Origin of the sequence: Enterococcus quebecensis (assembly GCF_001730365.1) — a bacterium.
In the GTDB taxonomy this organism is placed as follows: Bacteria; Bacillota; Bacilli; order Lactobacillales; family Enterococcaceae; genus Enterococcus_L; species Enterococcus_L quebecensis.
The window spans coordinates 62,505-80,765 of sequence record NZ_MIKB01000018.1; the positions used below are offsets into that span (position 1 = coordinate 62,505).

18 protein-coding genes are annotated in these 18,261 nt (G+C 35.8%); 15 read left to right on the forward strand and 3 right to left on the reverse strand.

The window, feature by feature from the left end:
* Positions 1-97: 97 nt before the first annotated feature.
* The 6 genes from BCR23_RS13620 (at position 98) to BCR23_RS13645 (ending at position 5,090) form a co-directional block, all read left to right on the forward strand.
* Entirely contained in the window at positions 98-637 is a 540-nt protein-coding gene (locus BCR23_RS13620; protein ID WP_069636044.1) for a 5-formyltetrahydrofolate cyclo-ligase, read from the forward strand.
* Positions 638-646: 9 nt separating this feature from the next.
* Positions 647-1,357 carry a rhomboid family intramembrane serine protease gene (locus tag BCR23_RS13625; RefSeq protein ID WP_069636045.1) on the forward strand — a complete coding sequence of 237 codons (711 nt, stop codon included), beginning with the start codon at positions 647-649 and terminating at the stop codon, positions 1,355-1,357.
* 63 nt (positions 1,358-1,420) lie between these two features.
* On the forward strand, positions 1,421-1,639 hold the full coding sequence (locus BCR23_RS13630) for a YqgQ family protein (RefSeq protein WP_069636046.1): 219 nt from the start codon (positions 1,421-1,423) through the stop codon (positions 1,637-1,639).
* Positions 1,640-2,611, forward strand: a complete 972-nt coding sequence (locus BCR23_RS13635; protein WP_069636047.1) for an ROK family glucokinase — start codon at positions 1,640-1,642, stop codon at positions 2,609-2,611.
* Positions 2,612-2,626: 15 nt separating this feature from the next.
* Positions 2,627-3,025 carry a rhodanese-like domain-containing protein gene (locus BCR23_RS13640; protein WP_069636048.1) on the forward strand — a complete coding sequence of 133 codons (399 nt, stop codon included), beginning with the start codon at positions 2,627-2,629 and terminating at the stop codon, positions 3,023-3,025.
* A 226-nt stretch (positions 3,026-3,251) separates the two neighbouring features.
* A complete protein-coding gene (locus tag BCR23_RS13645; protein ID WP_069636049.1) occupies positions 3,252-5,090 on the forward strand; it encodes an FAD/NAD(P)-binding protein in 1,839 nt (612 codons plus the stop codon).
* A gap of 58 nt (positions 5,091-5,148) precedes the next feature.
* On the opposite strand, the gene BCR23_RS13650 is transcribed toward BCR23_RS13645, so the two are convergent.
* Positions 5,149-5,316, reverse strand: coding sequence for a DUF3042 family protein (locus tag BCR23_RS13650; RefSeq protein ID WP_069636050.1), 168 nt, complete (start codon positions 5,314-5,316; stop codon positions 5,149-5,151).
* Positions 5,317-5,553: 237 nt separating this feature from the next.
* Between BCR23_RS13650 and BCR23_RS13655 the strand changes: the two genes are divergently transcribed.
* The 4 genes from BCR23_RS13655 to BCR23_RS13670 all read left to right on the forward strand — a co-directional run bounded on the left by BCR23_RS13655 (position 5,554) and on the right by BCR23_RS13670 (position 10,482).
* The gene (locus tag BCR23_RS13655; protein WP_069636051.1) at positions 5,554-6,714 is read left to right on the forward strand and encodes a galactokinase; all 1,161 of its coding nucleotides are present in this window, start codon (positions 5,554-5,556) and stop codon (positions 6,712-6,714) included.
* A 63-nt stretch (positions 6,715-6,777) separates the two neighbouring features.
* Positions 6,778-7,764, forward strand: a complete 987-nt coding sequence (gene galE, locus BCR23_RS13660) for a UDP-glucose 4-epimerase GalE (RefSeq protein ID WP_069636052.1) — start codon at positions 6,778-6,780, stop codon at positions 7,762-7,764.
* Positions 7,765-7,994: 230 nt separating this feature from the next.
* Positions 7,995-9,476, forward strand: coding sequence for a UDP-glucose--hexose-1-phosphate uridylyltransferase (galT, locus tag BCR23_RS13665; protein ID WP_069636053.1), 1,482 nt, complete (start codon positions 7,995-7,997; stop codon positions 9,474-9,476).
* Between the two features lie 19 nt (positions 9,477-9,495).
* Entirely contained in the window at positions 9,496-10,482 is a 987-nt protein-coding gene (locus BCR23_RS13670) for a LacI family DNA-binding transcriptional regulator (RefSeq protein WP_069636093.1), read from the forward strand.
* A 22-nt stretch (positions 10,483-10,504) separates the two neighbouring features.
* Here the strand turns inward: BCR23_RS13670 and BCR23_RS13675 are convergent, their stop codons facing one another.
* Positions 10,505-11,512, reverse strand: a complete 1,008-nt coding sequence (locus BCR23_RS13675; protein WP_069636054.1) for an immunoglobulin-like domain-containing protein — start codon at positions 11,510-11,512, stop codon at positions 10,505-10,507.
* Between the two features lie 242 nt (positions 11,513-11,754).
* Here BCR23_RS13675 and BCR23_RS13680 point away from each other — a divergent pair, with 242 nt between their 5' ends.
* The 4 genes from BCR23_RS13680 (at position 11,755) to BCR23_RS13695 (ending at position 15,863) form a co-directional block, all read left to right on the forward strand.
* A complete protein-coding gene (locus BCR23_RS13680; RefSeq protein ID WP_069636055.1) occupies positions 11,755-13,248 on the forward strand; it encodes an AcpB/EbpR/MafR family transcriptional regulator in 1,494 nt (497 codons plus the stop codon).
* A gap of 122 nt (positions 13,249-13,370) precedes the next feature.
* Entirely contained in the window at positions 13,371-13,649 is a 279-nt protein-coding gene (locus BCR23_RS13685; protein WP_069636056.1) for a YiaA/YiaB family inner membrane protein, read from the forward strand.
* Positions 13,650-13,784: 135 nt separating this feature from the next.
* A complete protein-coding gene (gene dnaX, locus BCR23_RS13690) occupies positions 13,785-15,533 on the forward strand; it encodes a DNA polymerase III subunit gamma/tau (RefSeq protein WP_069636057.1) in 1,749 nt (582 codons plus the stop codon).
* A gap of 15 nt (positions 15,534-15,548) precedes the next feature.
* Positions 15,549-15,863 (forward strand): YbaB/EbfC family nucleoid-associated protein, encoded by a 315-nt coding sequence (locus tag BCR23_RS13695; protein ID WP_069636058.1) that lies wholly within the window; start codon positions 15,549-15,551, stop codon positions 15,861-15,863.
* A 183-nt stretch (positions 15,864-16,046) separates the two neighbouring features.
* Here the strand turns inward: BCR23_RS13695 and BCR23_RS15045 are convergent, their stop codons facing one another.
* Positions 16,047-17,141 (reverse strand): LPXTG cell wall anchor domain-containing protein, encoded by a 1,095-nt coding sequence (locus tag BCR23_RS15045; protein WP_069636059.1) that lies wholly within the window; start codon positions 17,139-17,141, stop codon positions 16,047-16,049.
* Between the two features lie 510 nt (positions 17,142-17,651).
* Between BCR23_RS15045 and recR the strand changes: the two genes are divergently transcribed.
* Entirely contained in the window at positions 17,652-18,248 is a 597-nt protein-coding gene (gene recR, locus BCR23_RS13705) for a recombination mediator RecR (RefSeq protein ID WP_069636060.1), read from the forward strand.
* The last annotated feature ends 13 nt before the right edge of the window (positions 18,249-18,261 follow it).

The following is an 18,261-nucleotide window of genomic DNA, read 5'->3' on the forward strand; positions in this document are numbered from 1 at the left end:
TAATTTAAAACGAAATTTTTGAAGAAAAGATAAAATATGATTTTCAGATGATGCTGAACGATCTCGTTCAACTTTTAGAATATAGGAGGGCTTGACTGTGGAGAAAGACCGTTTAAGAAAATTAGGGTTGAAAAACTTAAAATGGCTGCATAAACATCCTATGCTGAAAGAACAAAAAGAACGAGAAATCAGTCAAGCACTATTCACTGATCCTTGCTGGGAAAAGGCGCAAACGATCGCAATCACAAAACCTTTAGAATTTGAGTTTGATACTCATATTTTGTTAGCTAAAGGTTGGGAGTCAGGCAAAGAAATGTTGATGCCTGTAGCAGGAAAAGACCGAAAATTAACTTTTCATTTAATTGAACCAGATACAACTTTTGAAAAAACAGCGTTTGGTGTTAAAGAACCTATTGAGGCACCAGAAGTATCTGCTGAAGTAATCAATTTATTAGTTGTACCGGGTATCGTGTTTAATCATGAAGGGTTTCGAATTGGTTTTGGCGGTGGTTATTATGATCGATTTCTTCAAGATTATCAAGGTGAAACATGTAGTTTGGTATTCAGTGAACAGATTCAAGAAAGTTGGCAGGTAGAAGCATTTGACTTGCCTGTGAAACGATTATTTATTAGCTAGGAGGAACATATGAATTATCAAACACAAATGAAAATAAAAAGAATATTAAAGCAACCTCTAATTACTTATATTTTACTTGGGATCACAACGATTATTTTTCTAGGAACAGAACTTTCAGGTGGCTCAGAAAATAGTATGGTATTGATTCGTTGGGGAGCGATGTCTCGAAGTGAGATTCTCAATTTACATGAATATTGGCGCTTTTTCACTCCAATGTTTCTACATATTGGTTGGTTGCATTTTGCGGTAAATATGGTGACTCTTTATTATGTTGGATCTCAGGTTGAGAACATTTACGGTCACTGGCGATATCTACTGATTTATCTATTAAGTGGTATTGCTGGAAATGTTGTTAGCTTTACCTTTGGTTCACCACTTAGTATCTCAGCTGGAGCAAGTACATCTTTATTTGGTTTATTTGGTGCTTTTGTTATTTTGGGACGCCATTTTAGAAATAATCCGGCGATTACATTTATGGTTCAACGTTATACGACATTTATCGTAATCAATTTAATTTTTAATTTGTTTAGCAGTTCTGTTGATATTATGGGTCATATTGGCGGGTTGATTGGCGGATTATTAGTTGCTTCGACATTGGCTGTGCCAGATCATTCGGAAGAATTTAACATTCATGAACGTATCATTTCAGGGATTATTTTTGTATTTCTGTTAGTTGTTTGCCTAGCCTTGGGTTTTAAAAAATTCGGTTTACTTGTATAATAGGTTGGTGAGCGAATAAACGCTTTTTTCTCAGCCTCTTTAATAATAAGGAAGTGCATTCAAATGGAAACGTTATATGATGTACAGCAGTTATTTAAACAATTCGGTATTTATATTTATGTAGGAGCCAGAATTTATGATATCGAGTTGATGATGATTGAATTAAAAAATATTTATGAAGGTCACTTGATTGATAGAGACACCTATCTTCACGCAAGAAGTGTTTTGCAACGGGAGCATCGTATTGAAGAAAGCAGAGGAACTGGGAAAGGAACCGAGTAAATGGATAAGAAATTGATTGGGATTGATTTAGGCGGAACAACGATTAAATTTGCGATTTTAACAGCTGGTGGAGATGTTCAGCAAAAATGGAGCCTTGAAACGAATGTTTTGGACGATGGCAGCCATATTGTGCCGGATATCATTGAATCAATCAATCACCGAATTTCTCTTTATGAAATGAAACATGATGATTTTATTGGGATTGGTATGGGTACACCAGGTAGTGTAGATATCAAAAAAGGGACAGTAATTGGTGCGTACAATCTTAACTGGACAAAAAAACAAAATGTAAAAGCACAAATTGAAGAAGCAACGGGTATTCCTTTTGTTTTGGATAATGATGCCAACGTAGCCGCTTTAGGTGAACGATGGAAAGGTGCTGGAGAAAATAATCCAGATGTCGTTTTTATCACGCTTGGTACAGGTGTTGGCGGTGGTATTATTGCAGAAGGTAATTTATTACATGGTGTGAATGGATGCGCCGGTGAAATTGGTCATGTGACTGTTGATCCAGGCGGTTTTGAATGTACTTGCGGGAAACGTGGTTGTTTAGAAACGGTTTCTAGTGCAACTGGTGTGGTTCGTGTGGCTCGCCATATGTCCGAAGAATATGCGGGAGATTCTCAATTGAAGCAAGCAATCGATGACGGACAAGATGTGTCTAGCAAAGATGTCTTTGATTATGCGCAAGCAAATGATTCATTCGCATTGATGGTTGTTGAGCGCGTGTGCTATTTCTTAGGACTTGCAGTTGGCAATATAGGAAATACCTTGAATCCGTCTAGTATCGTGATTGGCGGTGGGGTTTCTGCTGCAGGAGAATTTCTGCGCAGTCGTGTTCAAAAATATTTTGAAGAATTTACTTTCCCAGAAGTTCGTAACAGCACGCAGATTAAGCTTGCTCAGCTAGGAAATGAAGCTGGGGTTATCGGAGCGGCATCATTAGCATTACAATTTATGGAGAAAGAGTAAGAAAGGGATTTTAGAATGAACGTTTTGTGGACTATCAATATTATTTTATTAACAATTTTACTAGCAATGGGAGCAAATGAACTGTATCTTCGAATTATGACGAAGCGTTCAGCTAAAATGATCACAGAAGAAGAATTTAAAGAAGGTATGAGAAAAGCTCAAATCATTGACGTACGTGAAAAGGATTCTTTTGATGCTGGCCATATTCTTGGTGCTCGTAATATGCCTTATACAACAATCAAAACAACATTAAATTCAATTCGTAAAGATCAACCAGTCTATCTTTATGATCAAAAAAAATCATTGAGTATCCGTACAGCCAATCAATTACGTAAAAATGGCTTTAAAGATCTTTACATTTTAAAAGGCGGCTATGATGGCTGGACTGGAAAAACGAAGAAGAAAAATGCTTAACTAATTAAACACAGAGAGAGAAACGAGGGTTCAAATAATGGACAACGTTTACTTCTCTGTGTTTTTGTTTTTGAATAAGTAGCATAAGTCGTTTCTTTTTTGAATAATTACGATAAAATACAGATACGATGATTCAAATGAAGAACCTGAACATACAGAGCTCTAATTAGAACTTCTATACAACAGGTGACGACAAGGAAATAACTAGTGCGAAAGGAGGGGGAAAATGAAAATTGCAATCGTTGGTGGTGGTCCCAGAGGTCTTTCAGCATTGGAGCGAATTGTTGAGTGGGCAAGAGGAGAACAAGTTGTTCAAATTACAATGTTCGATCCTTTTGGACCTGGTGGGAAAGTATGGCGTGAAGATCAACCCTTATCTTTATTAATGAATTCAATAACCTCTCAAGTTACTTTATTTACAGATGAAACATTAAGTACAAAGGGGCCAGTTATTAAAGGTCCAAATCTATATGAGTGGATAAAAGTTGAGGCTGTAGCTTTTATACAAAAATATAATTTCAAAAATAAGTCAGTTCTAATAGAAGAATGTGAAGACTTGGGTCCGAATGATCATTGCTCACGGGTTTTATATGGACTGTATCAAAAATGGTTCTACGAATATGTACAAACTCGAATGACCGAACAAACATCAGTTAAATTTTTCAAAGATACTGTGCGGGCAGTGAAAATTCAAGAGGACAAATTCTTAGTGTATACCAAAGCAGTTGAAACAACCGTTGACAAGGTTATTTTGGCTTTAGGCCATCAAGAAAACGAATTGGTTGGAAATGAGAAAGAGTTGGCAACTTATGCGAGCGAGCATCGATTGTTCTATTCTTCACCCAAAAATGCAGCGGACGCATATCTTGAAGCAATCACGGGAAATAAGTCTATTTTGATTAGAGGTTTGGGACTGGTTTTCTTTGATTATATCAATTTACTAACCATTGAGCGTGGAGGTATTTTTGAAAATAAAGCTGGGAAATTAATCTATCATCCTTCTGGTAAAGAACCTAAGATTTTTGCTGGTTCTGGCCGCGGTATACCTTATCATGCTAGAGGTGTAAATCAAAAAGATTATGGAGAAGAGTATCAACCACGTTTTTTGAAAGAAAAAAGTTTGAATAAGTTTAAACGAAAAGGAACATTTTCTGCAGAGCAGTTTTTTGAACTTTTGAAAAAAGAAGTTGAGTTTGTTTATTATTCCGCTTTGGTCAAAAACAATTATCCTAAAGTTAATCCATTACGTTTTAATGAAGAATTTATCCGTACAAAAGGTGCTGAATCAGTGCTGGGAAAATATGGAATTGATGAAAAAGATTACTGGGACTGGTCAATTATTCAACATCCTGATCAAGGTGGAGAAGAGGGGGATTCTTTCCAAGGATTCATCATTGATTATTTGAATTGGGATTTTTTGGAGGCGAAGAAAGGGACATTATCAGGACCATTTAGTGCTGCTTTAGATTGTTTAAAAGATTTAAGAGATGAAGTACGTTTTATGATAGACCATGAACTATTTTCAAATGATGAGTATAAAAAATGGTTGTGGGATTGGTTTACACCGTTGAATGCATTTCTTTCAATTGGCCCGCCATTAGAAAGAATTGCAGAATTAAAAGCATTGATCGAAGCAGGAATTATTACATTAATTGGACCTAAGATGAAGATAGAAACAGAAGCTGACTGTTTTATTGCTTCTTCCAAAAGGTATCCGAATAAAAAATATAAATCTCATTTTTTAATTGACGCTAGATTACCAAAAATAGCAAATCAGTACAGTATAAATCCCTTAGTACAACAGCTTTTAAAAGATAAAATAGTTAGTTTGCATCAATTGGAATTATCCACAGGTGATCTCTATCAAACTGGAGCAATTTTAGTAGATCGCCAAACAAATCAAATACAATCAACACAAGGAGAACTACTAACAGGTCTATTTTGTTATGGTATCCCAACAGAGGGAGTTCATTGGCTAACTGCAGCGACAGCTAGACCAGGAACTGATCCGTGGAATCTACGTGAAGCTGATTTGATTGCACGGAGTATCTTTGAAGAAAAGTAAACAGTAAAAGAGAACAATTGATTCAATTGTTCTCTTTTACTGTTTACTTCTTTTTTTATTAACGAGCAACACGTTTACGCATTGCTTTTTTACGGTTTTCCTCGATCATATCTTCTTTTTCTTCAATTGGATCAAGTACAGTTTTTTTGATAGTCGCTGCAAAGCCGACAACAGCAGCACATGTAACTGCTGTTCCTACAAGCATTCCTGAAATAAACTTTTTCATATACATTCTCCTCTCAGTTATTTAGACACCTCTATTATGAACTAAAGTAAGAAAAAAATCCAATAGATTGTGGCAAAGTTGTTCAGGCTGGGCTATTTTTATTGCAAGAGGATATTTTTTCTTTTTGAAGAACTCGGTTATACAGTGTTAGTTGTCTTTTTTATTATTTTACTAAATTGTTGTTAAATTTTAGTAAATATTTTATAATATATTTACTAAGATGAAGAGGTGACTACTGTGGAAAATGAATTGATAGAGCTGTTTCATTCAGTTTTTGGAAAAGAGTCAAAATCAGTTTACTTTGCTCCTGGAAGAATCAACTTGATTGGTGAACACACAGATTATAACGGCGGCTATGTTTTTCCTGCTGCGATTACAATCGGGACATACGGTGTTGCTAGAAAACGAGAGGATCAAACAATTCGACTTTATTCAGAAAACTTCTCGGAATTAGGAATTATTGAACTGTCATTAACTGATCTAGTTTATAAAAAGGAAGATGAATGGACGAATTACCCTAAAGGAATGATTCATTATTTAATAGAACAAGGTTATGTTATTGATCAAGGAGTGGATATTCTCTTTTATGGAACGATTCCAAATGGAGCAGGACTTTCTTCATCCGCTTCAATAGAATTACTGACTGGGGTTATATTGAATGATTTATTTAATTTGAATATCAATATGTTGGATCTAGTAAATACAGGAAAGCGTGTAGAAAATCAGTTTATCGGTGTGAATTCAGGAATCATGGATCAATTTGCTATCGGTATGGGCAAGTTGAATCATGCTATTTTGTTAGATACCAATACATTAGAATATGAATTGGTACCTGCAGATTTTGGAGAGTATGTGATTGCGATCATGAATACCAATAAGCGTCGAGAATTAGCTGATTCAAAATATAATGAACGTCGGGCAGAATGTGAGTTAGCTTTGAGTCGCTTGCAAACCATCTTACCGATCAAATCCTTGGGCGAATTAACAGAAGAAGTTTTTGAACAAAATAAAGATGTGATTGCTGATAAAGAATTGATTAAACGAGCCAAACATGCAGTAACTGAAAATCAGCGCACAATCAAGGCTAAACAAGCGCTTGTTAATAATGATTTACAACGCTTTGGTCAATTATTGAATGCTTCTCATGCTTCTTTAAAAGAAGATTATGAAGTAACAGGAATTGAGCTAGATACATTGGTAGGTACAGCGCAAAAACAATCAGGTGTGTTGGGCGCTCGAATGACAGGAGCTGGATTTGGCGGTTGTGCAATTGCTCTAGTAAAAGAATCAGAGGTGAATCATTTTATCAAACAAGTGGGACAAATATATCAAGAAAAAATTGGTTACTCAGCAGACTTCTATATTGCAAATATTGATGATGGAGCTAGAAAGCTGTAGAATAAAGAATACGTTAGAAAAAGATCTTAATTTCTGATACATTTGAAGTAAGGAGGCAATAACATGTCAATTTTAGTTTTAGGTGGAGCAGGCTATATTGGTTCTCATGCAGTGGATCAATTAATCAATAAGGGATATGAAGTTATCGTTGTTGATAATCTTCAGACTGGACATAAACAATCGATTCATGAAAATGCGACATTTTATCAAGGAGATATTAGAGACAAAGAATTCGTGCAAGAGGTTTTCAAAAAAGAAACGATTAATGGAGTGATCCATTTTGCTGCAAGCTCACTTGTAGGTGAATCAGTAGAAAAACCTTTGGTATATTTTAATAACAATGTTCATGGTACACAAATCATATTGGAAGTAATGGAAGAGTTTGGCGTTAAAAATATCGTGTTTTCTTCAACTGCGGCGACTTATGGGGAACCAAAAGAAATGCCTATCGTAGAAACGATGCCGACTAATCCAGAAAATCCCTATGGTGAAAGCAAATTAATGATGGAGAAAATGATGAAATGGTGTGATAATGCATATGGCATGCGTTATGTTGCGTTGCGCTATTTCAATGTTGCTGGAGCTAAATCAGATGCCTCGATTGGAGAAGATCATGATCCTGAGACACACTTGATCCCAATAATTTTACAAACTGCTTTGGGACAAAGAGAGTATCTAGGCATTTATGGTGACGATTATGACACGCCAGACGGCACGTGTATTCGTGACTATGTTTACATCGAAGATTTGATAGCTGCCCATATTGCTGCGTTGGATTATTTGGAAAAAGGAAACGAAAGTAATATCTTCAACTTAGGCAGTAACACTGGTTATTCAGTCAAAGAAATGCTTGAAGCAGCTCGAGAAGTCACAGGTAAAGAAATTCCTGCCAAAGTGTTGCCACGACGTTTAGGTGATCCGAGTAAACTGGTTGCTTCAAGTGATAAAGCTAAATCAATTTTAGATTGGCAGCCTCAAGTGACAGATATCAAACAAATCATCAAAACTGCTTGGGATTGGCATGTCAATCATCCAAAAGGATATGAGTAATACTGAACAAAACTTGTTTAGCTTTTAACACGGTTTAGCCTCATGAAGCAACCTTAATTACTATCTAGCTATGTGGGGTCTCAGATCGTATCAAACGCTATGAAGCAAAATTCTAAGGAGTGAAGGGGTAGAAAAAAGATAAAATCTGTCTGAGTCAAAAAAGCGTTACAAACCTATTTTCTACGAGCCTAAATGAGCCCGCTAAACGTTTAAATTTGGGAGGAATCGTTGTGTCAATTAGTCAAACTATTACTGATTTTGTCACATTAGCAATTCAAGCTGGTGGTTGGATGGAATTAGATCGTCTTTATTTACAAAATCGTGTACTCGCAATGATTGGTGAAGAATCGTTAGAAACAATTTCTCCAACGGTTGTGGAGAAAACATCGTTAGAATTACTTGATGAATTAGTCGATCAAGCGATAAAAAATGAGATTATTCAACAAGGATCAGTTGGTTTAGAGATTTTTGAAGCGCAATTGATGGATTTTTTAACACCGCCACCTTCAGTTGTGAATGCACTTTTTGCCCAACACTATGAAAAAGATCCGATGGATGCAACAAATTATTTTTACAAATTAAGTAAAGAAAATGATTATATCAAAACACGAGCAATTGCTAAAAATATCGTTTTCCCAGCAGAAACAGAATATGGTCAATTAGAAATTACCATCAATTTATCGAGACCGGAAAAAGATCCAAAGGAAATTGCCGCTGCTCGTCAAGCAAGCCAGCTGAATTATCCAAAATGTCTGTTATGCATGGAAAATGAAGGCTATAAAGGTCGGGCCAATTATCCGGCAAGAACGAATCATCGGATCATTCGGATGAACTTAGATGGAGAAAGTTGGGGGTTTCAGTATTCACCATATGCTTATTACAATGAACATTCGATTATCTTGTCAGAAGAACATCGTCCTATGGTCATCTCAAAAGACACATTCCGTCGGTTGACTAGAATTATTGAAGTGTTACCTCATTATTTTGTTGGATCTAATGCTGATTTGCCAATTGTAGGTGGGTCGATTTTGACTCATGATCATTATCAAGCAGGTCGACATGTCTTTCCAATGGAGAAAGCAGAGATCGAACAATATTTTGAATTGAATGATTTTCCGCTGATGAATGCGGGAGTCGTCAAATGGCCAATGTCTGTGATTCGCCTGCAAAGTCCTAATTCAGAAGATTTAGTTGAAGCAGCTACATTGATTCTAGAAAAATGGCGTAACTATTCTGATGAAGAGGTATCAATTCGAGCTTTTTCAGAAGATGGAACATCGCATCATACAATTACGCCAATTGCACGGCGTAAAGGTCATTTATTTGAAATGGATTTGGTTTTGCGAGACAATAATGTTTCGGATGAACATCCAGACGGGATTTTCCATCCTCATAAAGAGGTTCAACATATTAAAAAAGAAAATATCGGTTTGATAGAAGTAATGGGCTTAGCAGTACTGCCTCCACGTTTAAATGATGAATTGCAAGAAGTAGAAAAGTATTTACTGAATAAAGAAAACCATATTGCTGATTACCATAAATATTGGGCAAATCAGATGAAAGAAGTTTATTCTTTCAATGAAAGCAATACAAAAGAAATAGTTCAAAAAGAAGTAGGTAAAATCTTTGCTCGTGTTTTAGCAGATGCAGGAGTTTATAAACGAACAAGTGAAGGTCAAGCAGCTTTTAAACGGTTTATTGACAGTCTATAAAGGGAACGTAGGTGATGAGATGGCAACAATCAAAGATATCGCAAACTTAGCAGGAGTTTCACCAGCCACAGTTTCAAGGGTGTTAAATTACGATTCTGAGCTTTCAGTAGGAATTGAGACGAAGCAAAAAATTTTTGAAGCAGCTGAAGAACTAAATTATACAAAACATAAAAAGAATGTAAAAAATGTCAGAGCCCGGATCTTATTAGTTCAGTGGTACGATGAAGCAGAAGAATTAGAAGATATCTATTATCTTTCCATTCGTTTAGGGATTGAAAAAAAGGCTGAAGAACTTGGGCTTGAATTGATCAAGCGATCCTTGGAAGAATTAGCTAACGAGCAGGTGGACGGAATTCTTGCTTTGGGAAAATTTGATAAAAAACAAGCTGATTTTCTATTTAAAATGAATGATAATCTTTTATTTGTGGACTTTGATGCGTTAGGTTTAGGCTATAACTCTTTAGTTATCGACTTTCACCAAAGTATGTCCTCTGTCCTCACTTATTTGATCCAACATGGTCATCAAGAAATTGGTGTGCTGGCTGGAGAAGAATATACTCGTGGAAGTCATGAAGTGCTTGAAGATAGGCGGTTGATGATTTTTAAAGAGATGTTAACACAGAAGAGGTTACTTAATGAAGCATTCATTTTAAAGGCTCCGTTTACTGTTGCCAGTGGTTATAAAGTGATGAAACAGTTTTTGAACCAGTATCCAAAAAAATTTCCAAGTGCTTTTTTTGCTTCTAGTGATGCCTTGGCTGTTGGAGCTCTTAAAGCAATTCAAGAGGTAGGTCTTAAGGTGCCTGATGATATTTCTGTGATTGGCTTCAATGATATCAGTGTAGCAAAATATGTTAGTCCTCCGTTAACAACAATAAAAATCCATACAGAATGGATGGGAGAGCTAGCTATTGAGACAATACTGTCATTGATTCAAGAGAAAGCTCCAGTGGCAAGAAAAATTACAATTGCGACAGAGTTGATAGAAAGAGCATCAACGAGGTGAATCCTCATTGATGCTCTTGCTTTTATTTATAAGCGATAACAAATAAATTAACATTATCATTGATGCAGCTTTGAAGAGTGATTCGTTCGCCGCCGCCTGTGCCTACGGTAAGATCCCAATAGTTAGTTCCTGTACCGACTTCGTTTCCATAATCGTCTAATTGTAGAAGTGTACGGACAGTATAAGTGGTAGGTGTACCATCTGCATCGGTTACAACAATTTGGCTACCTGCACCTAATGAGAAGACTGTAGAAAACGCCCCAGGATTATGACCGATGAAGTGAGTATTTTGTCCATCACTACCTGACTGAACAGCTGCGCCTCCCCATGTAGAAGCAACGCCATTAGGGTTTGAATCGATGATACTTTGTCCACTGCCTTGACCACCGTTTTGATAAGGAATGGTTTGTCCACTCATAGTAATGGTCATTGGTGCAAAAGCAGGTGTTGCTGGAACTTCAGGAGCTGTTTGAGTAGCTTCAGCAGGTGCAGAAGCTTGTTCCACAGGAGCTTGTTCTGCTGGTGGAGCAACTACAGGTTCACTTTTTGGAACAATGTGAAAGATTCTTTCAGTAACACCAGTATTACCGCTAGTATCAGTTACGGAATAGAGGATGGTTTGTGTACCTACCACAGATGTATCCAATGTTTCCTTTGTAGAAACTTTGTCTGTAATATTACCATCTTTATTATCAGTCGCTGTGATATCTTCATAAATATTGATTTGTGCATTTTGCTCTACAGTTTCTTCTGGCGCACTAATCTTAGGAGCTGTGGTATCTTTAGCGACATTTACTGCAAGTATTTTTTCTGTGCTTTGTTTTTTCTTAGCGTTGTTAGACAAAGTAATTAAATCCTTGTTTTTAGGGACATTTTGAATTAAGGTAACTTTTGCTTTTTTGGGCGCAGCATCTAAGCCGTTCATTTTGCTGAAAGTATCGGTGAAAATGTATCCACCAATAAATAAAGCTACACCTAAAATGCTGATAGCGCCAACGATAATTGTGTGTTTTATTGTGTTTTTTTTCATGTCTAATCCCTCCAATAAGTGTGGTGAGATTTTCCATTTATCGATAAATTTTAAATCCGCGTTTTTATACTTTTATAATAAGAGCTGTTTATAAATAAACCAATTGAGTTGCGCTTTTGATTAATACAAAAAAGGGAGATATGATGCTATAATTATTATTAAATAAGGATTTCTTCAAAATATTCTTAACAAATGGAAATTTATGAAGAATAATTATAAAAAAAATGAAAAGAGGAGATAAGATGGAGAGACTATTATCACCGTCGATGCATCGAAGAGTACTGTTGCTAAATTTATTGAATGGACCAAGTAGTTGGATCACCTCTGATTATTTAGCTGAGAACATTAAATGCTCGAAAAAAACCATTATGCAAGATTGCCAGTACCTTGAAGATCGTTGGTCAGATTATCTGACTATAGAGACATCCAGAAAGTTTGGGATCCGATTGATTGCTTCCCCTCATCGTTCAATTCATGAAATTTATATAGAGATCATTCAAGAATCAAATGCTTTTTCTTTATTAGAATCAATTTTTTTTGAGCCAATGAAATCTGCTTCTTACTGGGAAAAAAAATTATTTTTAAGTAATTCTAGTTTGTATCGATTGTCTAATTTAATTGGCTCAGCGCTGAAAGAACGAAATATTCAAATGAGCCGTTCCCCTTATTTCGTTCATGGAAAAGATGAAAGGCAAATTCGTTATTTCTTTACCTGCTATTTTATAGAAGTTTATGGCATTCGTGATTGGCCGTTCCATTTAGACAAAGAACTGATATTCCAGTTAGCAAACAAGATAAATGAAAAATTTGAATTGGAGTTAAACGATAGTCAGGCGGTTCATCTAGCTTATTCCATTGCTGTAACGATTATTAGAGAACGTCAAGGGTTCTTGATTCAATCTAGAAAAGACCCTATCAATCGTTTTGTTAAAAAAACGATTGAGATAAGAGAATTTAAAGCTGATATAGAAGAAATTGCAGAACCTCTCAAAGTAGTTCTACCTGATGATTGGTATGAGGATTTTTGTTATTCTATTTTTTGGTGGGATTTTGGTTGGGACAATGAACAAGAGAAAGCCAATATTATTCATCAAGCAGAAGAACTAGTGAGTACGATCCAAAATGCTTTATCGATCTCAATTTCGGATCAGAGTAGAGTAAGTATCGTTCGTTTGATTGAGTACATTTATGCGAAACATAAAATGTTTCCGTATAAAAAATTTATGGTCTATGATCGTTACTTGTATTCAAGCAAAGCAATCAAACAAAATTTTATTGTCTTTACCGCTGTCGTTAACAAGGCACTAGAGGTTCTTGAAGCAAAAATGAAATTTCCGTGGAGATCAATGTATTTAGATGGAATTCTTCACGAAATGGCCATTCGATGGGAAAATCTTAGCAGGATTACGGATGAGATGAGACATCAATTATCTGTATTGGTTTTAAGTGATTTAGGAAGGGAACACGCTAAGTTACTTAGTTCTATTTTAAAAGAGAATTTCCAAAATAAGATTACTCTTTCTATCCAAGATAACCATTTTTATGAGCAACCAAAAAATATTTTTACTCAGAGATACGATCTTTATGTATCAAACTATGCTGTTGAAGCGGTGGATGAAAAGGTTAATATGATCGTAGAAGATATCCCTTCTTTCAAAAACTTGACTGACTTGCGCAGGTACATTGATAGGAGACGACTTGTTTTACCGAAAGATATTGCTTATTTAAATGTTTAAATTGTTATTTTAATTGATTTTTTAGCTAGTTTAATTTTTTTTAAGATTAAAATAAAGACTGTCATTTAATAAATGGTAATGATATAATAAAAAGGTATTATTATTTGTTAAAGGAGAGAGATATGAAAAAGAAAGCATACAGAAATACACCAGCATTTGTATTTCTAAGTTGGGGATCATTTGCCTTTTTCGTGGCATTGATGTTGATTGGTTTATACACATTGAAAGAGCCATTGATGGTTAAAGGATATTATTTAATGGGATCAGTTGGATTGATTTCTTCTTCGTTTACGCTTTCAAAGGTGATTAGAGACAACCAAGAAGATGAAGAGCGTTACAATCAAATGTTCCGTGCGATGGACGGACCAACAAAAAAAGAAGACACAGATACGCATATTTAATGTATTTAAAAAGTTCTGACGAGAGTCAGAGCTTTTTTTGTGAAAAAATTTTTAATGAGTCAGCTTTTTTTAATGCCTTATCCATAAAAATCACGTATAATAGTAGATAGTGAAATTTCGAGGGAGGGGTAAATTATGGCGTATCAAGCTTTGTATCGTGTCTGGCGTTCACAGCGTTTTGATGATGTTGTTGGACAAAAAGCGATTACCCAGACATTAAAAAATGCCATCATACAAAAGAAAACCTCACATGCCTATTTATTCACCGGCCCAAGAGGAACAGGAAAGACTAGTGCAGCAAAAATTTTTGCTAAAGCAATTAACTGTAAACACAGTGTAGACGGCGAACCCTGTAATGAATGTGAAACTTGTGTAGCGATCACAGAAGGTCGTTTAAATGACGTTATCGAGATTGATGCGGCTAGTAACAACGGCGTGGAAGAAATTCGAGACATTCGTGATAAAGCAAAGTATGCACCAACCCAAGCAGAGTATAAAGTCTATATCATAGATGAAGTACATATGTTATCGACAGGTGCTTTCAATGCATTACTAAAAACTTTGGAAGAACCGCCACAAAATGTTATTTTTATTCTAGCAACCACAGAACCACATAAGATCCCATTAACGATTATTTCTAGAACACAGCGCTTTGATTTTAAGAGAATCAGCACCCAAGATATTGTTGATCATATGGGCTACATTTTAAAAGAAATCAATGTTGACTTTGAAGAGCAGGCCTTATACGTCATTGGTCGAGCTGCAGAAGGCGGAATGCGGGATGCTTTGAGTATTCTGGATCAAACGATCTCTTTTAGTGATGAAAAAGTGACGCTGCAAGATGCGATGCAAGTGACAGGTAGTTTGACCTATGAGATGATGGATCAATATATTTCCAGTTGTGTAACAGGCGATGTAGAGCAAGCTTTAGAAACCTTAGAGAATATTCTTAGTTCTGGTAAAGAAGCAAGAAGATTTTTGGAAGACTTGTTACTGTATTGCCGTGATTTGCTCATGTTTCAGCAAGCACCGAAACTGTTAGCTGAAAAAGTTGGAAATCTGACAGATAATTTCAAAGAACTAGCTGGACAGACGGCTGCTGAAAAAATTTATCAAATGATTCAAATATTAAGTGATACTCAAAACGATATTCGTTTTACCAATAATGCCAATATTTATCTTGAAGTAGCCACTGTTAAATTAGCAAAATCTGTTAAAAAGTCAGCTGTGATTTCAGAAGCAGTTCAACCTGTGGAAAGCGCAGAAATAACGACATTACAACAGCAAATCGAACATCTACAAAAAGAATTAACAGAGTTAAAGAAAAATGGTGTAACAGCTAAAGAAGCTGAACCTGTGAAGACAACACGAGTGACCAGCAATAAAAATGCACTGCGCATCCCAACAGAACTTGTCTACAAAGTATTGAATGAGGCTACAAAAGATCATTTGCTGAATGTGAAAAATGTTTGGGATGATTTATTACAGATGATGTCTGTAACTCAACGAGCTATGCTGAAAGCTAGTGAACCAGTTGCAGCTGGACCTAATGGTTTGGTGATTGCATTTGATTATGAGATTGTGTGTGGTCGGGCGATGGATGATGATGAATTACAATTAGCGGTTCATAATAATCTAAGTCGTCTAGTCAATTATGCACCTGACATGATTTGCATCACAAAGGAAAGTTGGCCGAAGTTGCGCCAATCATTTATTAGCCAAAACAAAGACACATCTGGTGATCAAACAAATGATGATCAATCTGTTGAGGAAAATAGTCACTTGTTAGCAGGGGAAGAACCTGCGGTGGAAGTAAATAATTTAGTAGTAGACGAAGCAATCGCTATGTTTGGCGATGAGCTTGTTGAAGTAATAAATGATTAAGAGGAGACGATAGTTATGATGCGAGGCATGGGAAATATGCAAGGGATGATGAAACAAGTCCAAAAAATGCAAAAAGATATGGAAAAAGCACAAGCCGAATTAAATGTAAGAGAATTCGTAGGCGTTTCGAGCAATGAGTTAGTAACAGCAACTTTTACAGGTGATCGAAAAATGCAAGATATATCAATCAAAGCAGAGCTTGTTGATCCGGAAGATATTGAGATGTTACAAGATTTAGTAATCATGGCTGTTAATGATGCCTTGACTAAAGTAGAAAAAGAAACAGAAGCAACGATGGGTAAATATGCTAAAGGCATGCCTGGATTTTAATTTAGAAAAGTTGTAGAGATGTGAATCGACAGTCATAGGATTTTAGTTGATTGAAAAACTTTATAAATTAATAAAAATGAATACAAATAAATAGAACAACCTAGAGGGAATCTCCCCTCCAGGTTGTTCTATTTATTTGTATTCATTGCCCACTGTTCACTAAAGTCCGTGAGTAAAGAACGATTATTTTTCTAGTTGTTTTTTTCTAAATAGATAAGCACCTGCAATTAATAGTACTCCGGCGGAAGCAATCATCATATTATTGTTTTCTTCACCTGTTACGGGCAATTGCTTAGCAGTTGTTTTTCCTGAATTAATTGTTTTTTTAGCTGAGTTAGCAACAGGAGATGTTACTTGAGAAATTCCTCCTGTAGCAGGTGTTTTAGTATCTTCCTTTGGCAAATTATCGTTCAATGGATTAGAGCTTTCTGGAAGAACGCTTAGAGTAATTACTTTTTCTGCTACAACATTATCTGTGCTGCGTTGTTGCGCTGGTTTACTCACATAAAATCTAATTGTATGTGTTCCTGGTTCCACTAATGAATTTCCAAGAGCAGTAACTTGAATTGGATCTCCAACTACTTCAAAACCTACTATATAACCATCTGCATTTTTAAATGTTGCCCAACCTAAAATCATATCTTCTGTTAGTGTTTGACCTACATAAACAGTCTGATTGGACACTTCAATTGTTGGTGTAGCTTCTTCAGACGAGCTAGATTCAGAAGAAGTAGACTCGGAAGAGCTAGATTCAGAAGAAGTAGACTCAGACGAGCTAGATTCAGAAGAAGTAGACCCAGACGAGCTAGATTCAGAAGAAGTAGACCCAGACGAGCTAGATTCAGAAGAAGCAGACCCAGACGAGCTAGATTCAGAAGGCGTAGACTCAGACGAGCTAGATTCAGAAGAAGTAGACTCAGAAGGAGTAGACTCGGAAGAGCTAGATTCAGTGTCGTACTCCAAGTTTGTTAAAATCGTAATTAAATTATTAGCAGAGCTTTGATACTCAGATTCTAAATTATTGTCTAAAACGTACTGAGCGCTAGAGACTCCAGCAGCTATTTTTTCAAGGGTAGCTGCAGAGAGTGACCCAGGAGCAGCTAAAATTTCCTTTCCTCGGGTTACTAATTTTTCTAGGTCAGCACGATATACAGCAATGTTATCATCAGCAGAAGCAGATGACTCCTCAGCATTCACAACAGAAGTTACTGATTGCGTCGTCCCAACAACAGAGCTGATTAATAATAATGCAGCCATAATCTTTAAACTTTTTTTCATATAAAATTCTCCTTTTTTGTAAAAATTAGTTTCTCAACCATAAATAAATATACGATATACAAAATAAAACTTCAAGTTTTTTTATAAAAAACAGTAAAAGTAATTAGATTTATGTATTTTTTTAATGTTATTATAAAATTAGGTTATTTTATGTTTAGATCTATTTTAAAGGGTTTTTCAAGTCGCTCGAACTATTTTAGACTCTGTTTAACTAGTTATATAAATTTTATAAACGAGAATTTTAATTGTGATTTATAATTGTATTATACTCTAATTATCTTTTTTGGGGCTGTGTAAAAAGGTGTGGGAAAGAGATCATTCGAGATGGTTTTGAAATATGAATAGATGGTTTAAATGCCGATTTATCTGATAAAAAAACTGCTAGCAAGAGAAAAGTCATTATTCTACAAAATCATTTAGAAAAAATGTTATAATGTACATTAGTCTAATAATGAATACATACTACGCAACCGATTGATAATCGTTTATGTTTGAAAGGATTTGTTGAACATGCATTACCCAGAACCCATCGCTAAACTAGTCGAGAGTTATATGAAATTACCAGGTATTGGACAAAAAACAGCCGTGCGTTTGGCTTTTTATACACTTGATATGAAAGAAGAAGATGTTAATGCTTTCGCGAAAGCATTAATCAGTGTGAAACGTGATTTACATTTTTGTAGTATTTGCGGCAATATCACAGAAGAAGATCCTTGTGAAATTTGTCAGGATAAGACGAGAGACCGCAGTATTATTTTAGTAGTAGAAGAACCTAAGGATGTCATGGCAATGGAGAAGATGCGTGAATATCATGGTCTGTATCATGTGTTGCACGGTGTCTTATCGCCAATGGAAGGTACTGGACCAGAAGATATCAATATTGCCTCTTTGATTCAGCGTTTACATGATGACGAAGTGAAAGAAGTGATTATTGCAACCAATGCCACAACAGAAGGAGAAGCTACAGCAATGTATCTTTCTCGTTTAATCAAACCAGCTGGAATTAAAGTGACTCGATTAGCCCATGGATTATCTGTCGGCAGCGATATCGAGTATGCAGATGAAGTAACTTTACTGAAAGCTGTAGAAGGGCGACGTGAACTTTAAAACATAAAAGAAT

What these genes read in the sequence shown, in the direction of transcription:
- BCR23_RS13625 (WP_069636045.1), top strand. Translation starts at nt 647, where the DNA reads ATGAATTATCAAACACAAATGAAAATAAAAAGAATATTAAAGCAACCT.
- BCR23_RS13630 (WP_069636046.1), top strand. Translation starts at nt 1,421, where the DNA reads ATGGAAACGTTATATGATGTACAGCAGTTATTTAAACAATTCGGTATT.
- BCR23_RS13635 (WP_069636047.1), top strand. Translation starts at nt 1,640, where the DNA reads ATGGATAAGAAATTGATTGGGATTGATTTAGGCGGAACAACGATTAAA.
- BCR23_RS13640 (WP_069636048.1), top strand. Translation starts at nt 2,627, where the DNA reads ATGAACGTTTTGTGGACTATCAATATTATTTTATTAACAATTTTACTA.
- BCR23_RS13645 (WP_069636049.1), top strand. Translation starts at nt 3,252, where the DNA reads ATGAAAATTGCAATCGTTGGTGGTGGTCCCAGAGGTCTTTCAGCATTG.
- BCR23_RS13650 (WP_069636050.1), bottom strand. Translation starts at nt 5,316, where the DNA reads ATGAAAAAGTTTATTTCAGGAATGCTTGTAGGAACAGCAGTTACATGT.
- galE (WP_069636052.1), top strand. Translation starts at nt 6,778, where the DNA reads ATGTCAATTTTAGTTTTAGGTGGAGCAGGCTATATTGGTTCTCATGCA.
- BCR23_RS13670 (WP_069636093.1), top strand. Translation starts at nt 9,496, where the DNA reads ATGGCAACAATCAAAGATATCGCAAACTTAGCAGGAGTTTCACCAGCC.
- BCR23_RS13675 (WP_069636054.1), bottom strand. Translation starts at nt 11,512, where the DNA reads ATGAAAAAAAACACAATAAAACACACAATTATCGTTGGCGCTATCAGC.
- BCR23_RS13680 (WP_069636055.1), top strand. Translation starts at nt 11,755, where the DNA reads ATGGAGAGACTATTATCACCGTCGATGCATCGAAGAGTACTGTTGCTA.
- BCR23_RS13685 (WP_069636056.1), top strand. Translation starts at nt 13,371, where the DNA reads ATGAAAAAGAAAGCATACAGAAATACACCAGCATTTGTATTTCTAAGT.
- dnaX (WP_069636057.1), top strand. Translation starts at nt 13,785, where the DNA reads ATGGCGTATCAAGCTTTGTATCGTGTCTGGCGTTCACAGCGTTTTGAT.
- BCR23_RS13695 (WP_069636058.1), top strand. Translation starts at nt 15,549, where the DNA reads ATGATGCGAGGCATGGGAAATATGCAAGGGATGATGAAACAAGTCCAA.
- BCR23_RS15045 (WP_069636059.1), bottom strand. Translation starts at nt 17,141, where the DNA reads ATGAAAAAAAGTTTAAAGATTATGGCTGCATTATTATTAATCAGCTCT.
- recR (WP_069636060.1), top strand. Translation starts at nt 17,652, where the DNA reads ATGCATTACCCAGAACCCATCGCTAAACTAGTCGAGAGTTATATGAAA.